This is a genomic window from Marinobacter alexandrii (assembly GCF_005871205.1).
Classification (GTDB): Bacteria; Pseudomonadota; Gammaproteobacteria; order Pseudomonadales; family Oleiphilaceae; genus Marinobacter; species Marinobacter alexandrii.
Map to the genome: position 1 here is coordinate 64,157 of NZ_SWKM01000012.1, position 16,949 is coordinate 81,105.

The 16,949-nt window shown below is 57.6% G+C and carries 13 protein-coding genes; 5 read left to right on the top strand and 8 right to left on the bottom strand.

The window, feature by feature from the left end:
- Positions 1 to 58: 58 nt before the first annotated feature.
- The 4 genes from yidC to rpmH are packed head-to-tail and all read right to left on the bottom strand — an operon-like array spanning position 59 to position 2,614.
- Complete coding sequence (gene yidC, locus FCS96_RS07340) at positions 59 to 1,762, bottom strand: membrane protein insertase YidC (RefSeq protein WP_138439717.1); 1,704 nt, start codon at positions 1,760 to 1,762, stop codon at positions 59 to 61.
- 4 nt (positions 1,763 to 1,766) lie between these two features.
- Positions 1,767 to 2,060, bottom strand: coding sequence for a membrane protein insertion efficiency factor YidD (gene yidD, locus FCS96_RS07345; protein WP_212747057.1), 294 nt, complete (start codon positions 2,058 to 2,060; stop codon positions 1,767 to 1,769).
- A complete protein-coding gene (gene rnpA / locus FCS96_RS07350; RefSeq protein ID WP_138439718.1) occupies positions 2,060 to 2,467 on the bottom strand; it encodes a ribonuclease P protein component in 408 nt (135 codons plus the stop codon). The genes yidD and rnpA overlap by 1 nt, the downstream gene beginning before the upstream one ends.
- Positions 2,468 to 2,479: 12 nt before the next feature.
- Complete coding sequence (gene rpmH, locus FCS96_RS07355) at positions 2,480 to 2,614, bottom strand: 50S ribosomal protein L34 (protein ID WP_008172542.1); 135 nt, start codon at positions 2,612 to 2,614, stop codon at positions 2,480 to 2,482.
- A gap of 647 nt (positions 2,615 to 3,261) precedes the next feature.
- Here rpmH and dnaA point away from each other — a divergent pair.
- The 5 genes from dnaA to gyrB all read left to right on the top strand — a co-directional run bounded on the left by dnaA (position 3,262) and on the right by gyrB (position 10,901).
- Positions 3,262 to 4,725 carry a chromosomal replication initiator protein DnaA gene (dnaA, locus tag FCS96_RS07360; protein ID WP_138439719.1) on the top strand — a complete coding sequence of 488 codons (1,464 nt, stop codon included), beginning with the start codon at positions 3,262 to 3,264 and terminating at the stop codon, positions 4,723 to 4,725.
- 55 nt (positions 4,726 to 4,780) lie between these two features.
- Positions 4,781 to 5,884, top strand: a complete 1,104-nt coding sequence (gene dnaN / locus FCS96_RS07365; protein WP_138439720.1) for a DNA polymerase III subunit beta — start codon at positions 4,781 to 4,783, stop codon at positions 5,882 to 5,884.
- A 10-nt stretch (positions 5,885 to 5,894) separates the two neighbouring features.
- Positions 5,895 to 7,166 (top strand): ABC1 kinase family protein, encoded by a 1,272-nt coding sequence (locus FCS96_RS07370; RefSeq protein WP_138439721.1) that lies wholly within the window; start codon positions 5,895 to 5,897, stop codon positions 7,164 to 7,166.
- 117 nt (positions 7,167 to 7,283) lie between these two features.
- Positions 7,284 to 8,411 carry a DNA replication/repair protein RecF gene (gene recF / locus FCS96_RS07375; RefSeq protein ID WP_138439722.1) on the top strand — a complete coding sequence of 376 codons (1,128 nt, stop codon included), beginning with the start codon at positions 7,284 to 7,286 and terminating at the stop codon, positions 8,409 to 8,411.
- 75 nt (positions 8,412 to 8,486) lie between these two features.
- Positions 8,487 to 10,901 carry a DNA topoisomerase (ATP-hydrolyzing) subunit B gene (gyrB, locus tag FCS96_RS07380; protein WP_138439723.1) on the top strand — a complete coding sequence of 805 codons (2,415 nt, stop codon included), beginning with the start codon at positions 8,487 to 8,489 and terminating at the stop codon, positions 10,899 to 10,901.
- Positions 10,902 to 10,983: 82 nt separating this feature from the next.
- Here the strand turns inward: gyrB and FCS96_RS07385 are convergent, their stop codons facing one another.
- The 4 genes from FCS96_RS07385 to FCS96_RS07400 all read right to left on the bottom strand — a co-directional run bounded on the left by FCS96_RS07385 (position 10,984) and on the right by FCS96_RS07400 (position 16,849).
- Positions 10,984 to 11,733 carry a VC0807 family protein gene (locus FCS96_RS07385; protein WP_138439724.1) on the bottom strand — a complete coding sequence of 250 codons (750 nt, stop codon included), beginning with the start codon at positions 11,731 to 11,733 and terminating at the stop codon, positions 10,984 to 10,986.
- 101 nt (positions 11,734 to 11,834) lie between these two features.
- Complete coding sequence (locus tag FCS96_RS07390) at positions 11,835 to 13,544, bottom strand: carbohydrate-binding module family 20 domain-containing protein (RefSeq protein WP_171040698.1); 1,710 nt, start codon at positions 13,542 to 13,544, stop codon at positions 11,835 to 11,837.
- Positions 13,545 to 13,760: 216 nt separating this feature from the next.
- Positions 13,761 to 15,038 (bottom strand): 4-aminobutyrate--2-oxoglutarate transaminase, encoded by a 1,278-nt coding sequence (gabT, locus tag FCS96_RS07395; RefSeq protein WP_138439725.1) that lies wholly within the window; start codon positions 15,036 to 15,038, stop codon positions 13,761 to 13,763.
- Between the two features lie 122 nt (positions 15,039 to 15,160).
- Entirely contained in the window at positions 15,161 to 16,849 is a 1,689-nt protein-coding gene (locus FCS96_RS07400) for an ABC transporter transmembrane domain-containing protein (protein ID WP_407658087.1), read from the bottom strand.
- Between the last annotated feature and the right edge of the window lie 100 nt (positions 16,850 to 16,949).

The following is a 16,949-nucleotide window of genomic DNA, read 5'->3' on the forward strand; positions in this document are numbered from 1 at the left end:
AAACAACAGAGGCTCCGTGAAGGAGCCTCTGTCTGGGTCGGGTCAAAAGTACCGGTTGTTAGTACTTTTTCCCAGCCGTCTCTGCTTCAATCTTGCGGGTAATGTACCACTGCTGACTGATCGACAGAATATTGTTCACCAGCCAGTACAGTACCAGACCGGCCGGGAACCAGAGGAAGAACACCGTAAAGATCAGCGGCATCATCTTCATGATCTTGGCCTGCATCGGATCCGGCGGTGTCGGGTTCAGGTGCATCTGCAGGAACATGCTGGCGCCCATCAGGATCGGCAGAATGAAGTACGGATCCATCTGGGACAAATCCTGAATCCAGAGCATGAACGGGGCGTGACGCAACTGCACGCTCTCGAACAGTACCCAGTACAGGGAGATAAACACCGGCATCTGCACCAGGATCGGCAGACAGCCGCCCAGCGGATTGATTTTCTCACGCTTGTACAGCGCCATCATTTCCTGGGACATGCGCTGTCGGTCGTCGCCGTACAGTTCCTTGAGGCGAGTCAACTGCGGCGCCACCGCACGCATCTTCGCCATCGACTTGTAGCTGGTGGCCGACAGGTGGAAGAACACCGCCTTGACCAGCACGGTCAGCAGGATGATGGCGACACCCCAATTGCCTACCAGGCCGTAGAACCACTCCAGGATGATAAACAGCGGCAGTGAAATGAAGAACAGGAAACCGAAATCGACGGTGCGATCCAGGTTCGGTGCGACATTCTCCAGTCGATCGATAATCTTCGGGCCGATGTAAGCACGGGCGCCCACTTCCACGGTGTCACCGGACGCCACCGTAGTGGCCGGATAGACAAAGCCCATCACGTACAGAGGGCCGCGACGTGTAGTCTGGAACTGAGCCGGTTGATCAGGCTCGGGTACCCATGCCGCCAGGAAGTAGTGCTGCAGGAACGCCAGCCAGCCGTTGGTAACGGACTGATTCACCGGAGTTTCGGCCAGATCACCGAAATCAAACTTCTCGTACGGATCCTCCGAAGAACTCATCACCATGCCCAGGAACGCCTGAATACCCATGCTGTTCTGAGCGGTCGGGTCGGGTGCCTGATCCCGGACGATCTTACCGGTGAAGTTGGCTTTCCAGGTCTCGTTGGACTGGTTATCGATCAGGTAGCGCACGCCGATTTCATAGCTGTTGCGCTCAAACTGATAGCGCTTGGTGATCTTGACGCCGTCGTCGGTGGTGTAGGTCAGGTCCACAGTCAGTTGGTCCTGGCCTTCAGACAGCTCATAGCTATCAGCGTTGGTCTGGTATACCGGCGCGCTGCCATTGGCACGGCTATCCGGACCATTGCGGCCAATCAAGCCACTTTCCATGACGTAGGTGCGGCTGTTGGTGTTGGTCAGCAGCTTCAGCGGTTCCCGGCTGTTCAGGGACTTGTCGTAATCGGTCAGTGAGCTGTGGATAAGATTGCCACTGACCCGGTCAATGGTGAGCTCGAAGACGTCGGTGCGAACGGTAACAAACTGGTCTTCAACGGTGATGTCGGAATCCGTCGCGGTGGCAATCTGCTCTCCGCTCTCCGGCGTGCTGAACTCCTCACTGGTGCCTGTGCTCTGGTTCTGCTCAGGAAGCACCATGCTGTCTTCGCCGCCGGTGGTAGAACCGGCATTGGTCTGGGCCACCTGTTCCGTTTGCGGCTGCTGATGGTAATCCTCATTCCAGGCAAGCACCATCAGATAACTGACAATAGCCAGGCCGGCAAATAATACGATGCGTTGAATATCCATAGAGTTACTGTCTGGTCTGGGTTGTAGTGTGGGAGTGCTTCGCCTGAAGGCAGGGTGTTACGGCCTTGCTGGAATCGGATTGTGCCATACCCGGCACTGGATCATAACCACCCTCGGCCCAGGGATGACATCTCAATAACCGACGGGTAGCGAGAATCAGTCCTTTCAACGCACCGTGATGGGTGATCGCTTCAACGGCGTATTGAGAACAGGTTGGATAATGGCGGCAATGACTGGCCATCAGGGGACTGAGTGCGTACTGGTAGAAACGGATAGGAGCAAGCAGGAGTTTACGCATCAACCCGATCCTTTGCCGGCTGGTTGTGCTGATGGAGCGTTCGCAGGTAGCGATTGCTGGTGTTTCCGCTTTAGTCGACGCCACAAATCGTTAAGTGCGGCCGTTACCGTTGGGGTTTCCAGATTGGCTAGCCCCTGGCGACCGAGTACGACAATATCCAGGCTGGGGTAATCGGTCTGATGCCGAAAAGTTTCCCGAACCTGTCGCTTGATCCGGTTTCTCTGGACCGCGAGCTTCAGATTTTTCTTGGAAAAAATCAAACCGATCCTGGCGTGCCCGAGATTATTCGGTGTTGCCAGGATCAGAAAATTCTTGTGCGGAACTTTCAGCTGTACGTCATCGAAGACTTTGCCGTAATCAGCCGGTCTGAGCAGACGGTGCGATTTCGGGAAACTCAAAGCCTTCATGAGGCGCGCTGGTTACGCTGACAGACGTGCGCGGCCTTTGGCACGACGACGGGAAATAACCTTGCGACCGTTGGCAGTGGCCATACGGGCACGGAAACCGTGTACGCGCTTACGCTTCAGGACGCTTGGTTGAAACGTTCTCTTCATGGTGATGATCTCACAATTCGTAAGTTGAAAATTCGTATGTGGCTGGAAAATGTACAGCCAAAACAGGAGCGGCATGATATGCAAATGCGGGGGAAAGTTCAATGGGTATCGATAAGTGGTTTTCACAGGTGCCCATTGGCCGGACAAATCAGACCAGATAATAAAATCTATAGGTTCTTTTAGAATTCTCTTTAAGGATTAATTATTACTGTTATTACTGAGGCTGTTTTCTGTGGATAAGCAATGGAAAAGGCTTTTAGTCAGTAAGTTACGGAGATGATAAGGGGGCTTACAAGTACCGATGAGCCCTGTGGACAGTGGCGCCACGAATTGTGCATAAGTGCTTTCGGGTGATCACCTCCTAGTTATCCACCGTTCGGTCCTAGGGTTTCACACAGGGTTGAAGGCAGGGTGTACACAGGGGGGTGTGGATAACAATTATTGAAAGAATTTTCTGTACACAAGGCTGTAGGTAAGTCTGTAACTAAATGATAAATTTGCTAATTTGTTTCCACAGCCTGTTCATGAAATAGTCGGCGGTCTTTCACTGGTGGGCCCATCGGGTTAGAATCTCGCGTTACCTCTTTGGATTGGATGTCTCGCTATTCTGATCTGAGACATTTCTGGGTTATCGGGAGCAGGCTGTCGTGCCGAACACCATGTGGCATCAATGTCTTGAAGTACTCCGGGACGAGTTTCCCGCACAACAGTTCAACACCTGGCTCAGACCCCTGCAGTCCGATCTCCGGGAGGGGCAGCTGATGTTGTTTGCCCCCAACCGGTTTGTTATGGACTGGGTTAATGAGAAATACCTTCGGCGTATAGAAGAAGTGTTGAAGGATCTGAACGGAGGCCAGGCTCCCCGTGTAAATATGAAGGTTGGCTCTGCGCCTCGGAACAGTGAGCCGGTGAGCCGGTCTGAGGTCCCGGTTCGATCCAGTGGCTCGGTTCAGGAAGAAAGCGGCAGCCGGGTCACCGAGGAAGAAAAAGGTGTCGCGGTCAGTGCCGGCGACAATACCTCGGTGCGCGCCAAAGCAAGTAACCCAAGTAACGGGCGGCGGTCGGTTCAGGTCGAGGGCGACATCAAGCACCAGAGTTTCCTGAATGAAGGCTTCACCTTCGATACCTTTGTGGAAGGTAAGTCGAACCAGCTGGCCCGGGCCGCTTCCATGCAGGTTGCGGAGAATCCGGGCGGCGCCTACAACCCGTTGTTCCTCTATGGCGGCGTTGGTCTGGGTAAAACCCACCTAATGCACGCGATTGGTAACGAGATCGTTCGGCGCAAACCGGGAGCCAAGGTGGCCTACCTGCGTTCCGAACGGTTCGTGGCGGATATGGTGAAGGCGCTGCAATTGAACGCGATCAACGAGTTCAAGCGCTACTATCGGTCGGTGGACGCGCTGCTGATCGACGATATTCAGTTTTTCGCCCGCAAGGAGCGCTCCCAGGAAGAGTTTTTCCACACCTTCAATGCCTTGCTTGAAGGCGGGCAGCAGGTCATCGTGACTTGTGATCGCTTCCCCAAGGAAATTGTCGACATGGAGGAGCGCTTGAAGTCCCGGTTTGGTTGGGGCCTGACGGTGATGGTGGAACCACCGGAACTGGAAACCCGGGTCGCCATCCTGATGAAGAAGGCGGACCAGGCGAACGTGAAACTCAGTAGTGAAGCGGCCTTTTTTATTGCCCAGAAGATCCGCTCAAACGTGCGGGAGCTAGAAGGGGCGCTTCGTTTGGTGATAGCGAACGCTCACTTCACCGGGTCGGAAATTACCCCGCCGTTTATTCGGGAGAGTCTGAAAGATCTGTTGGCCCTGCACGAGAAGCAGGTCAGCATCGACAACATTCAGCGTACCGTGGCGGAGTATTACAAGATCAAAGTGGCCGACCTGCTGTCCAAGCGTCGGACCCGGACGGTGACCCGGCCACGCCAGGTGGCGATGTCGCTGTCCAAGGAATTGACCAATCACAGTCTGCCGGAAATTGGTGACGCCTTCGGTGGCCGTGACCACACCACCGTGCTGCACGCGTGCAAGAAAATCGTGGAACTGCAGGAGACTGATCCGGGTATCCGCGAGGATTATCAGAACTTTATGAGATTGCTGACCACCTGATGCCGGGCGTTAGCGCAAAACATTCACCCTTCAACTTAAAAGAATGCTGAGTGCCATGAAACTGACGATCAGCCGTGAATCCCTGCTTACCCCGCTGCAAAGCATTGCTGGCGTGGTGGAAAAGAAACAGACCATGCCGGTGCTGTCGAATGTTCTGCTGGTAGCCGAAGATAATACTCTGACGCTGACCGGCACCAATATGGAAGTGGAACTGGTGGCTCGGGTAACTCCGGTGCACGTTGACCAGCCTGGCCGGATCACCGTGCCCGCCCGTAAGCTGGCCGACATCTGTCGGGCGCTGGGTGAAGAAGCGCCCCTGGAGCTTGGGCTGGAAGGTGACCGGTTGCACCTGCGTTGTGGAAAAAGTCACTTTACCCTGTCGACACTGCCGGCGGAGCATTTCCCGAATGTCGAAGACGAAGCCGAAAGCTTCCGTCTGGAACTGCCCCAGAAAGAACTGGAGCGGATGTTCGATGCCACGGCGTTCGCCATGGCCCAGCAGGATGTCCGTTATTACCTGAACGGCCTGTTGCTGGAAGTGGATCAGGGCCATGTCCGTACCGTCGCCACCGACGGCCACCGGCTGGCCATGGCGCACCTGGAGTTATCCACAGGTTGTCCGGAACTGCGGCAGGTGATTGTGCCCCGTAAGGGTGTGCTGGAACTGGCCCGGCTGCTGGATGATGTGGAAACACCGGTGACCCTGGTAATCGGTGATAACCACCTGCGGGCCACTGTCGGTGCCTATACCTTCACCTCGAAACTGATCGAGGGCAAGTTCCCGGACTACAACCGGGTTATCCCCAGAGGTGGCGACAAAGTAGTCCTGGCCGATCGGGCAACCCTGAAGAACACTCTCCAGCGTGCCGGTATCCTGTCCCACGAAAACATTCGCGGGGTACGGCTGAACCTGGCACCGAACGAGTTGCAGGTGTTTGCCAATAACCCGGACCAGGAGCAGGCGGAAGATGCACTGCCGGTGGAGTACCAAGGTGAATCCCTGCAGATTGGATTCAACGTTGGTTATCTGGTGGATGTGATGAACGCACTGGATGACGACCAGGTGAAAATCACCCTGTCCAATCCGAACAGCAGTGCACTGATCGAGTCCCAGATGGACAATCGCTGCCTGTACGTCGTTATGCCGATGCGGCTATAGGAGAATCACCATGGGCACCGTGACGAACGGAATCAAGGGCGCCTTCAGGATTGGACAAACCCTGTCCGTGCTGGGGCGTACCGGTGTCAATTGGGTTCGGGGCGATCGCCCCCCTACCCCGCGTCTGTTACGGCAGACTTTCGAATCCTTGGGCGCGACCTACATCAAGCTGGGTCAGTTCATTGCCAGCTCGCCCACCTTCTTCCCGAAGGAGTATGTGGAGGAATTCCAGTACTGCCTGGATAAAACCCCCAACCTGCCCTTCGGTGTGATCAAGAAGATTATCAGCGACGAACTGGATCGGCCGCTTGACCAGGTATACGCGGATATTGATCCGGTGGCGCTGGCGTCAGCCTCCATTGCCCAGGTTCACGCGGCACGGCTGGTAACCGGTGAGGATGTAGTCATCAAGGTGCAGAAGCCGGGTGTGGAAAACATCCTGCTGACTGATCTGAATTTCCTGTACCTGTCGGCGCGCATCCTGGAGACGCTGGCGCCGAAACTATCCTGGACCTCGTTGTCCGGGATTGTCGAGGAAATCCAGCGCACCATGATGGAGGAATGTGACTTCATCAAGGAAGCGAATAACCTGAAGGTGTTTCGCAACTTCCTGAACGATACGCACAATGAAGACGCCACGGTACCGCTGGTGTATGAACATTGCAGCACCCGCCGGGTACTGACTATGGAGCGTTTCCACGGGGTTCCGTTAACCGACCTGGAAAGCATCCGGGGTTACGCACGGGACCCGGAGCGGACCCTGATCACGGCGATGAACACCTGGTTCGCCAGCCTGACCCAGTGTGAATTTTTTCACGCTGACGTTCACGCCGGTAACCTGATGGTGCTGCAGGACGGTCGGGTCGGCTTTATCGACTTCGGCATTGTCGGGCGGATCAAGCCGGACACCTGGCAGGCGGTCAGTGATTTCATTTCGTCGGTGATGGTGGGTAACTTCGAAGGCATGGCCGACGCCATGATTCGGATCGGGGTAACGCATCAGACAGTACTGGTGGATGAACTGGCGGCGGACCTGCGCCGATTGTATCAGCAGATGGACAAGATGGTACCGGATCAGGTGCCGTACGAGGCAGATCAGGCCGAAGACGATGTAAACCACATCCTGATGGATATGGTGAAAATCGGCGAGAGCCACGGCCTGCATTTTCCGCGGGAGTTTGCCTTGCTGCTGAAACAGTTCCTCTACTTCGATCGCTACGTCCACATCCTGGCGCCTGAAATGGATGTGTTCATGGATGAACGATTGAACATGCTCCATTAACGCGGTCGCCTTACCGGGCGGGCTTTTGTACACTAGGGCAGCGTTACACGAGTGGTAACGCTGCTTTTTTTTGGTCGCTTCAAACTCCCCTCCTCGCCACGTTGAGTTCCCGTTTTTATGGCGTTAGTAAAACTCCAGACTCAGCACTTCCGGAACCTATCCCCGACCCCGGTCAGTTTCTCGCCGTCCTTCAATTTATTGTACGGCGAAAACGGCAGCGGCAAGACCAGTGTTCTGGAGGCAATTGGTTATCTGGGGCTGGGGCGGTCGTTTCGGGTCAGCCGGCATCAGGCGGTGGTCAGTCATGGCGAGCAACAGTTCACCGTCTTCGGTGGGCTGGATCGGGGCCTGGATGCGTCGACGGAACCCGACGCGGCTGGCGTGGCCCATCGGCTCGGGATAGCCCGGGATGTCAGCCAGAAGGAAACCACCCTGCGGGTCGATGGCGAAGGCGTTCGCAGTCTGTCGTCGCTGGCCATGCATCTGCCGGTATCGGTGATTGACCCGGGTGTTTTTGACATTGTTGCCGGTGGCCCAGGCAAACGCCGGCAATTTCTCGATTGGGCCGTGTTCCACGTGGAACCTTCGTTTGCCTCGGCCTGGCAACAGTGTCAGAGAGTGACGTCACAGCGGAATCAAACGCTAAGAAATGGTAGACTAGACGAAGCCCTGCTGCGGGTCTGGGATAGCCAGTACGTGGCCCTGAGTGACCGCATCAGCGCGGCCCGAAAAACCACGTTCGATCGGTTCAAGGCAGCGTTCCAGACCCTGGTTCAGGAAGTCGATGTCGGATGGACTCAGGGTCTGAAACTTGAGTTCTATCCAGGTTGGGATAGCAGTCAGTCATTGCTGGATATCCTGGCCAGTCACCGGGAACAGGAACGTCGGATGGGGCATACCCTGTATGGTCCGAATCGAGCCGACATCCGGTTAAAATTTCAGGGCCGGCCAGTAGCGGAAACCTTTTCCAGAGGCCAGCAGAAAACCCTTGTTATCTTGATGAAGATTGCCCAGGGCATGGTGTTGAGTGAACTGGGTAAGCAGGTGACGTTTTTGCTCGACGATATTAATGCCGAGCTGGATGTGGGTCACCGGGCCATGCTGGCTCGAAAGCTACAGGCACTGCGTTGCCAGGTGTTCATTACCTCCATCGAACACCCGCTGCCCGACGCCCTGTGGCCCGACAATCAGGCACCGGAGTACAGAATGTTCCACGTGGAACATGGCAAATTGACGGAAGAATAAAGCCGGACCTGCCGGACTTACCATCGCCCGGACGGCGAGTAGGCCGGTCACCGGTACACCCTTCAGGAGTCTCGAATGAGCGAATCGAATTACAATTCCTCCAGTATCAAAGTCTTGAAAGGACTGGATGCGGTACGGAAGCGGCCCGGCATGTACATTGGCGATACCGATGACGGCACCGGCCTGCATCACATGGTCTTTGAGTTGGTGGATAACTCCATCGATGAAGCTCTGGCAGGCTACTGCTCCGAAATCGGCGTTATCATCCACCCGGATGAATCCATTACCGTTAAGGACAATGGCCGAGGCATCCCGGTGGATCTGCACGAAGAGGAAGGGGTATCCGCTGCAGAGGTCATCATGACTGTACTGCACGCCGGCGGTAAGTTTGACGACAACTCCTACAAGGTCTCCGGCGGTCTGCACGGTGTTGGTGTGTCGGTGGTTAACGCCCTGTCCTCGACCCTGACCCTGACCATTCGTCGTGACAACAAGGTGTACGAGCAAACCTACACCCACGGCGTGCCTAACGCCCCTCTGGGTGAAGTGGGCGAAACCGAGATGTCGGGCACCAAGGTGCACTTCATTCCGTCGCCGGAAACCTTTACCCACATCGAATTCCATTACGACATCCTGGCCAAGCGTCTGCGGGAACTGGCGTTCCTCAACAGTGGTGTGCGCATCCGTCTAACCGACGAGCGGAGTGGCAAGGAAGAAGTGTTTGAATACGAAGGCGGTCTGCGTGCCTTTGTTGAGCACTTGAACACCAACAAGACCCCGATCAACCGGGTGTTCCACTTTAACCGTGAACGCGAAGATGGCATCGTCGTGGAAGTGTCCATGCAGTGGAACGACGCCTTCCAGGAAAATATTTTCTGCTTCACCAACAACATTCCCCAGCGTGACGGCGGTACTCACCTGGCGGGTTTCCGGGCCGCCCTGACCCGCTCCATGAACAACTACATTGAGCAGGAAGGCCTGGGCAAGAAGGCCAAGGTCAGCACTTCCGGTGACGACGCCCGGGAAGGCCTGACCGCCATCATCAGTGTTAAAGTGCCGGATCCGAAGTTCTCCTCCCAGACCAAGGACAAACTGGTTTCGTCCGAGGTGAAAACGGCGGTCGAGCAGGAGCTGTACCAGAGTTTTGCTGACTACCTTCAGGAACAGCCGAACGAGGCCAAGCTGATCGTCAATAAGATGATCGAGGCTGCCCGCGCCCGGGAAGCCGCCCGCAAGGCCCGTGACATGACTCGCCGGAAAGGCGCGCTGGATATCGCCGGTCTGCCCGGCAAGCTGGCTGACTGTCAGGAAAAGGACCCTGCCCTGTCCGAACTGTTCATAGTGGAGGGTGATTCCGCCGGGGGCAGTGCCAAGCAGGGTCGTGACCGTAAGACCCAGGCCATCCTCCCGCTCAAGGGTAAGATCCTGAACGTTGAGAAAGCGCGGTTCGACAAGATGCTGTCGTCTGCCGAAGTCGGCACCCTGATCACCGCCTTGGGCTGTGGTATTGGGCGCGAGGAGTTCAACCCGGACAAGCTCCGTTACCACTCCCTGATCATCATGACCGACGCCGACGTTGACGGCTCGCACATTCGTACCCTGCTACTGACCTTCCTGTTCCGCCAAATGCGGGAAATCATCGAGCGTGGCCATGTCTTCATCGCGATGCCGCCGCTGTACAAGGTTAAGCGTGGCAAGCAGGAGCAGTACCTGAAGGATGAGAAGGCGAAGGAAGCCTACCTGACCCAGACCGCTCTGGAAGGCGCTCAGCTGTTCGTTAACCCGGATGCTCCGGCAATCAAGGATTCCGCGCTGGAAACCATGGTTAAGGACTACCAGGCGGTGATGAACATGATCGGACGTCTGTCCCGCGCTTACCCGGCCAAGGTGCTGGAGCAGATGCTGGACAACGTGACCTTGAAATCCGAGCACCTGCGCGACGAAGAGTCGGTGGCGCGCTGGGTAGCACGCCTGGGTGACGGCCTGGCTCTGGATACCCGCACCGGTACCAAGTACACCTTCTCGGTGACCAAGGACCCGGAGCGGGACTTGTTCCTGCCCAAGGTCACCATCTATGTGCACGGCATTCCCCATGAGCATGTGTTCAATCACGAGTTCTTCGAATCCTCGTCCTACGCTGCCATCGCGCGCATGGGTGAGACCCTTGATGGCTTGATTGAAGACGGGGCCTACATCCAGCGTGGCGAGCGCAAGCAGACCGTGCTGTCCTTTGAAGGTGCCCTGGCCTGGTTGATGAAGGAAGCTCAGCGCGGCCTGAACATCCAGCGTTATAAGGGACTGGGTGAGATGAACCCGGAACAGCTGTGGGAGACCACCATGGATCCGGAAACCCGTCGGATGATGAAGGTGACTATCGAGGACGCCTTTGCCGCCGACCAGATCTTCACCACCCTGATGGGTGACGACGTTGAGCCGCGTCGGGACTTTATCCAGACCAACGCACTGGAAGTCACCAACCTCGACGTGTAACGAACGCCCTGCTCAGGGCAAAAAAAAGCGGCGCTGGATCTATGATCCGCGCCGCTTTTTTTATGCCTGTTTCTGCTCCCGGTTATTCCTGGGACATCGACTTTTTCTTTTCTTTTTCAGCCAGGTGCGGTGCCATCACTTCTTCCAGCGTGTAGCCGGTCAGGCGCCGGATGGTGCGCCACAGGTAATAGAAAATCAGCATCATCATGATCATTGAGGGAATAGCGATCATCGGATAACTGACTAGAGTCATTCGGCCGAGTTCTTCGTTGAAGGCCTCGGTGCCTGAAGGGCTGGTGACAATCCACCGGGCAATGACGTAGTTCATGATCGATGAGAACAGGAAGGTACCGGCGAAGAAGTAGCTGGCCTTCAACAACCGCGCCTCGAATTCATCCACACTGCCCTTCTCTTCCAGCGATCGGTGAATCTTATCCACATCCAGAACTTTTGGGTTGTACAGCAGGGTGCGTACCAACGGATATTTGGTACGGGTGGAAATCAGCACCGCCAGACCGATAACCGCGGGCACCGCAGCCTCCTTTACCGCCAGCCAGCCCGCGTCCAGTTCCAGCAGGCCAATACCGCCGGTGAGGCCGACACTGATCAGGCCTAGCACCGCGATGAAATTCTTCTTGTGGTAGCGAATCAGCTCGAACAATCCCCAGCCCAGTGGAAACGCCAGGCCGATGATCAAGGCATTGACCGGGCCCAGGTGCGCCTCGCCACTGAACTTCATCAGTATCACTGAGGGAATGACGATACTGACCAATAGGTCGACCCAGGGTCTGGGCTTGTGATCGGGGGTGGACGTGTTGCTTGGTGAAGTCATAGATAGCCTGATGCAGGGAACGACAGCAGACCAGGGAATGGGTACTGCCGGACACAGAGTGTTCCGGCAGTATACGACGATTTTGCTCGCTTTCGAAGGCGTTAAAAGCTGCCACTGGTAGCCGTGGTGGAGCCGGCCGAGCCCGTTTGCATCACATTATTGGCGCCGGACTGCCAGACTAATTGGGCCTGTGGGTCCTGTTCGCTGCGCTTGATGCACTTCCACTCGACGGTGGACTGCGCCGGGAGCTCAATCGATCCGGTCCAGCTTGGGTAGTTGGTGGGCTCCAGCTTGATTGCATTGGCCGGCGCCCAGTTACCCAGAGTCGCATTGTCACCGGTCACGTACACGCTCTGCCCCGCTGTGGTCGTGCCGTTGTCGCACTGAAAGTTAGCAGTGGCCAGATCGTTTGGTGGTGGAGGGGGCGCGTCGCAGCCCGCGTTGACGTGCAGCGCTGCCGCCTCCATGGCGGGCACGGTCAGCGAGATCTGGCCATTGCTGACCGAAACGCAGGCGCCGTTGCCGGCGACGTTGCGGTAGTCGCCGTCCGGTAACCCGGTGGAGAAGGCGCGGGTCAGATCGTTTCCTTCCCGGTTGATGGCAACAAAGCCCTTGGCTCCGCGGCTAAAGGCAATCTGGTTGTTGCCGTTGTCCCACCATTGATTCACGCCGGTGCCATCGGTGACGTTGCGGAACTCCACCATGTTGGCAATAGCGTCCCAGCGGTGCTCACAGATCCAGGCGCCGCCGCACTGAGCGCTGCCGCCCTGGTAAACGCCCTGCGCCGGTGGGCCCTGATCGCTGTTGGAAAAGCTATAGCTGGACATTACTTTGGGGTAGCCGTAAGGCCAGGCCAGCATATAGACGTTGGCGAGGTTGTACAGGCTGCCGTCTTTGTAGGTCAGGACATTGCTACCGCCGGCACCGTGGCCGCGCTGGTTGTCGTGATTATCGGTGAAGACCACCGCATCGGCGCCGGCCAGAAAGCCCCAGCTCTCGCCAAAGCCATTCAGGTAAGCCAGTTTCTGGTTTTTGAACACATCACCCAGGGAGGCGCTGTAGCGAAACTCGGTCACGTCCGAGAGTCCGGTGTATTCAGCGGCACTGACCGCTTCTCCACCGAGATCGATGACTTCCTGGAACACATACAGTGGATCGTTGGTGCGGTTCAGAATGCCGGCGATGTCACCCGGTGACATGTGCTTGGCGGCATCAATCCGGATCCCCTCTACCCCGAGTGAGGTCAGGTGGTTCAGGTAGCCCGCCAGCGTGTCCTGAACGTAGTTGGCGCCGGTGTCCAGATCCGGCAGGCCGACCAACTGGCAGGTGCGAACCCGGTCGGCGTTATTGCCGTAGTCGGATGGTGAAATATCGCAGGGCGCGTGGAAGTCGTTGCCGCTGTAAACCGGATAGCTGCGCGAGCCACTGTCATAGGAGGAACCGGCGGTACCGGTGCCGGAGCCAGCGGCCGTGTGATTGATCACCGCATCGGCGTAGACATCGACACCGGCGGCATTACAGCGTGCGACCATGTCGGCAAAAGCCGCGGCGTCTCCGCTTCGACTCTGCAACTGGTAACTGACCGGCTGGTACCGGGTCCACCAGGCATCGCCCTGAATATGTTCCTGCGGCGGCGAGATCTGCACCGCGCTATAGCCTTTGGGGCCGAGAAAGGTCTCGCACTCCTGGGCAACGTCGCTCCACTGCCATTCGAACAGATGGACGAAGGCGCCGGCCTGGGTGTGCTGGGCCGGCAGGCTGAGTGCAAGCCCGAGCGCACTGGCGGCCACGACTCGATGGATGGAATTCATTGCATGCTCCTTGTCTTGTATTTGTTGTGGTGCAAGAACAACATGCATTGCTCACTCTTTAGTCAACACCTCCCTTGGTCATTAACTTGGGGCGTAGCTGTCGGGAGGACCGGGATTGTGGACAGATCGGGTATAAAAAAACCGGACCCGGGTGCTAGGTGACCCGGATCCGGTTTCGGTTTTCCGCTGGCGTAATGCCGGTTTGGGCTTAGCCCATTAGGCGCCAACTTCCTTCAGGGCTTCTTCCACGATGTTCAGCCCTTCTTCCAGCACCTCGTCTTCGATGGTGACTGGCATCAGGAAGCGCAGGGTGTTGCCGTACATGCCGCAGCTGAGCAGGATCAAACCTTTTTCCTTGGCCTTCTTGGTCACAGCGGCTGCCAGTTCCGGCTTGGGCTCGCGGCTATCCTTGCTTTCGACAAGTTCAAAGGCCGCCATGGGGCCGAGATTGCGGACGTTGTCGACATGGGCAAATTGCTCCTGCCACTGGTTGAAGCGCTGCTTCAGTTTCTCGCCCAGACGCTGGCCCTTGGCGAGAATGTCTTCCTCCTTGAATACATCGAATACAGCCAGGGCCGCGGCACAGGCAGTTGGGCTACCGGTATAGGTACCACCCAGGGAGTTGGGGCCGGAGGCGTCCATGTGCTTGTCGGTACCCACGATGGCGGAGATTGGCATGCCATCGGCCATACTCTTGGCCATGGTCATCATGTCGGGCTCAACGCCGCTGTGCTCGATAGCAAACATTTTGCCGGTCCGGCCAAAGCCACTCTGGACTTCGTCGACGATCATCAGAATGCCGTGCTCGTCGCAGATCTTGCGGATTTCCTTCAGGAAGCTGGTCGGTGCCGCATAAAAACCGCCTTCACCCAGCACCGGCTCGATCACGATGGCTGCGGTGTCTTTGCCCGGGGAATCGGCCTTCATGGTCATTTTCAGGCCACGCAGGGCTTCATCTTCACTGACCCCGTGATAAGGCACCGGGTAAGGCGCACGGAAAACGGTACCCGGCATCGGGCCGAAATCGGTCTGGTAGGGCGCGGCTTTACCATTCATCGCCATGGTGTAAAAGGTCCGGCCGTGGTAGCCGCCGTCAAAGCAGATAATGTTGCTGCGACCGGTGGCCGCACGGGCTACCTTGATGGCGTTTTCCAAAGCTTCGGCGCCGGAGTTAGCCAGCATTACCTTGGCGTGACCGCGTACCGGCACAATTCCGCTGAGCTTTTCCGCCAGCTTGACGTAGCCCTCATAGGGCATGACCGTCTGGCAGGTGTGCATCAGCTTGTCCAATTGGGCCTTGACCGCTTCCACCACCTTGGGGTGACGATGGCCAATGTTCAGAACACCGATACCGCCGGCGAAATCGATCATGCGCTTGCCGTCCGCATCCCAGAGTTCCGCGTTGGTGGCGTGATCGGCAAACTGTTCGTTGGGACTTGCCGCGCCCGCTGCAACGTAGCGTTCTTTGAGTGCCTGCAATTCTTTATTGCTCACTTTGCCTTCTCCCTGAGTTCAGGTTCGAAATGGTTCATCAATCAGTGTAAGGAGTACGAGCAGGAACCACAAACCGACCATCGTGGAGTGCTGTGGCAATGGTCAGCGAAAACATCTCCCGTTCAGGCCCGTTCATCCCGAAACTGCAGCCGTGCCAGGCGCTGGTATAGCTCATTGCTTGCCATCAGCTGATCGTGACTGCCAACCGCCAGCAACTGGCCCTGATCCAGCACCGCTATGCGATCGGCATTGCGCACCGTCGCCAGTCGGTGGGCAATCACCAGGGTGGTCCGGCCCCGGGTCAGTGCCGGCATGGCTTCCTGTACCAGGTGCTCGCTTTCCGCGTCCAGGGCACTGGTGGCTTCATCCAGCAGCAGAATGGGGGCATCGGCCAGCAGGGCGCGGGCAATGGCCAGCCGTTGTTTCTGGCCTCCGGACAGTCCCAGCCCGGCATCACCCAGGGGCGTGTTATAGCCCTGGGGCAAGCCCTGGATGAATTCGTCGGCGTGGGCCACCTGGGCCGCCCGGCGCACGTCGTCGTCGCTGGCGTCGGGGCGGGCATAGCGGATGTTATCGGTGACCGTGCCATGGAACAACGCCGGGTTCTGCGGTACCAGGGCGAAACAGCGCCGCAACTCCGGCAGTGACCAGTTGGCGGTATCGACGCCATCAATCAGGATGCGCCCCTGCTCCGGCTGGTAGAAGTGCAACAGCAGATCGAACAGGGTGGACTTGCCGGCCCCGGACGGACCGACCAAGGCCAGGGTCTCGCCCGCCTGAATGGCCAGGGTCAGCTGGTTCAGTGCCGGCTGGTCACTGCGACCGGGGTAGTGGAAGGTCAGTGACTCGATGCCGATGGCGCCGTTAATCTGGGCCGGCCGGTCCTGGATCGGTACCGGCCGGGCAAACGTCGAGGGGGTCTGCAGCAGTTCGAACAGCCGGGCCGCGGATCCGGCCGCCCGTTGCAGCTCGCCGATGACTTCGCTGATGGCACCTGCCGCCACGCCTACCAGCAGGCTGTAGAACACGAAGGCCGCCAATTCACCCGGCGAAATACGGCCATGGATCACGTCCAGGCCGCCAATCCACAGCACGATTCCGACTGCGCCCATCACCAGGGTGATCGCCATTGTGGTCAGCCAGGCGCGCTGGCGAATCCGGTCGCGGGCAATGGCGAAGGCTTTTTCCGACACCTCGGCGAAATACCGCCGGTCGTGGGGCTGGTGGTTGAAGGCCTGAACGGTTTTGATCTGGGTCAGGTTCTCACCCACGTAGCTGCCGACATCGGCGACCCGGTCCTGACTCAGGCGCGACAGCTGCCGAACCCGGCGGCCGTAAAACAGGATGGGGGCAATCACCAGCGGAAAACCCAGCAGGATGATACTGGCGAGTTTGGCGTTGGTGACGAACAGCAGGATCAGGCCACCCACCAGCATCAGGGCATTGCGCAATGCAATGGAGACGGTGGAGCCAATCACCGATTGCAGCACGGTGGTGTCGGCAGTGAAGCGGGACTGGATTTCCAGTGCCCGGTTCTGTTCAAAGAAGCCCGGGTGCAGGTCGATCAGGTGGTTGAACACGCGTTTTCGGATGTCCGCCACCACACGTTCACCAATCCACGACACCAGGTAGAAACGGGCGAAGGAACCGATGGCCAGGCCCAGTACCAGCACGAAAAACAGACCGATGGCGCGCGCCAGCATGCCCGGCGATTCAGTCGCCAGACCCTGATCCACCAGGATGCGAAGGCCCTGCCCCAGCCCCAGGGTAATGCCCGCGGTGAACACCAGTGCAATCAGGGCGCCGACCATGGCCCTGCGATAGGGCGTAATGAATTCAATGACCAACTGCAGGGCGCGGCGATGACGGTTGTTGATGATTTGCCTCCAGGGTTTTGCGTACACTCAGACA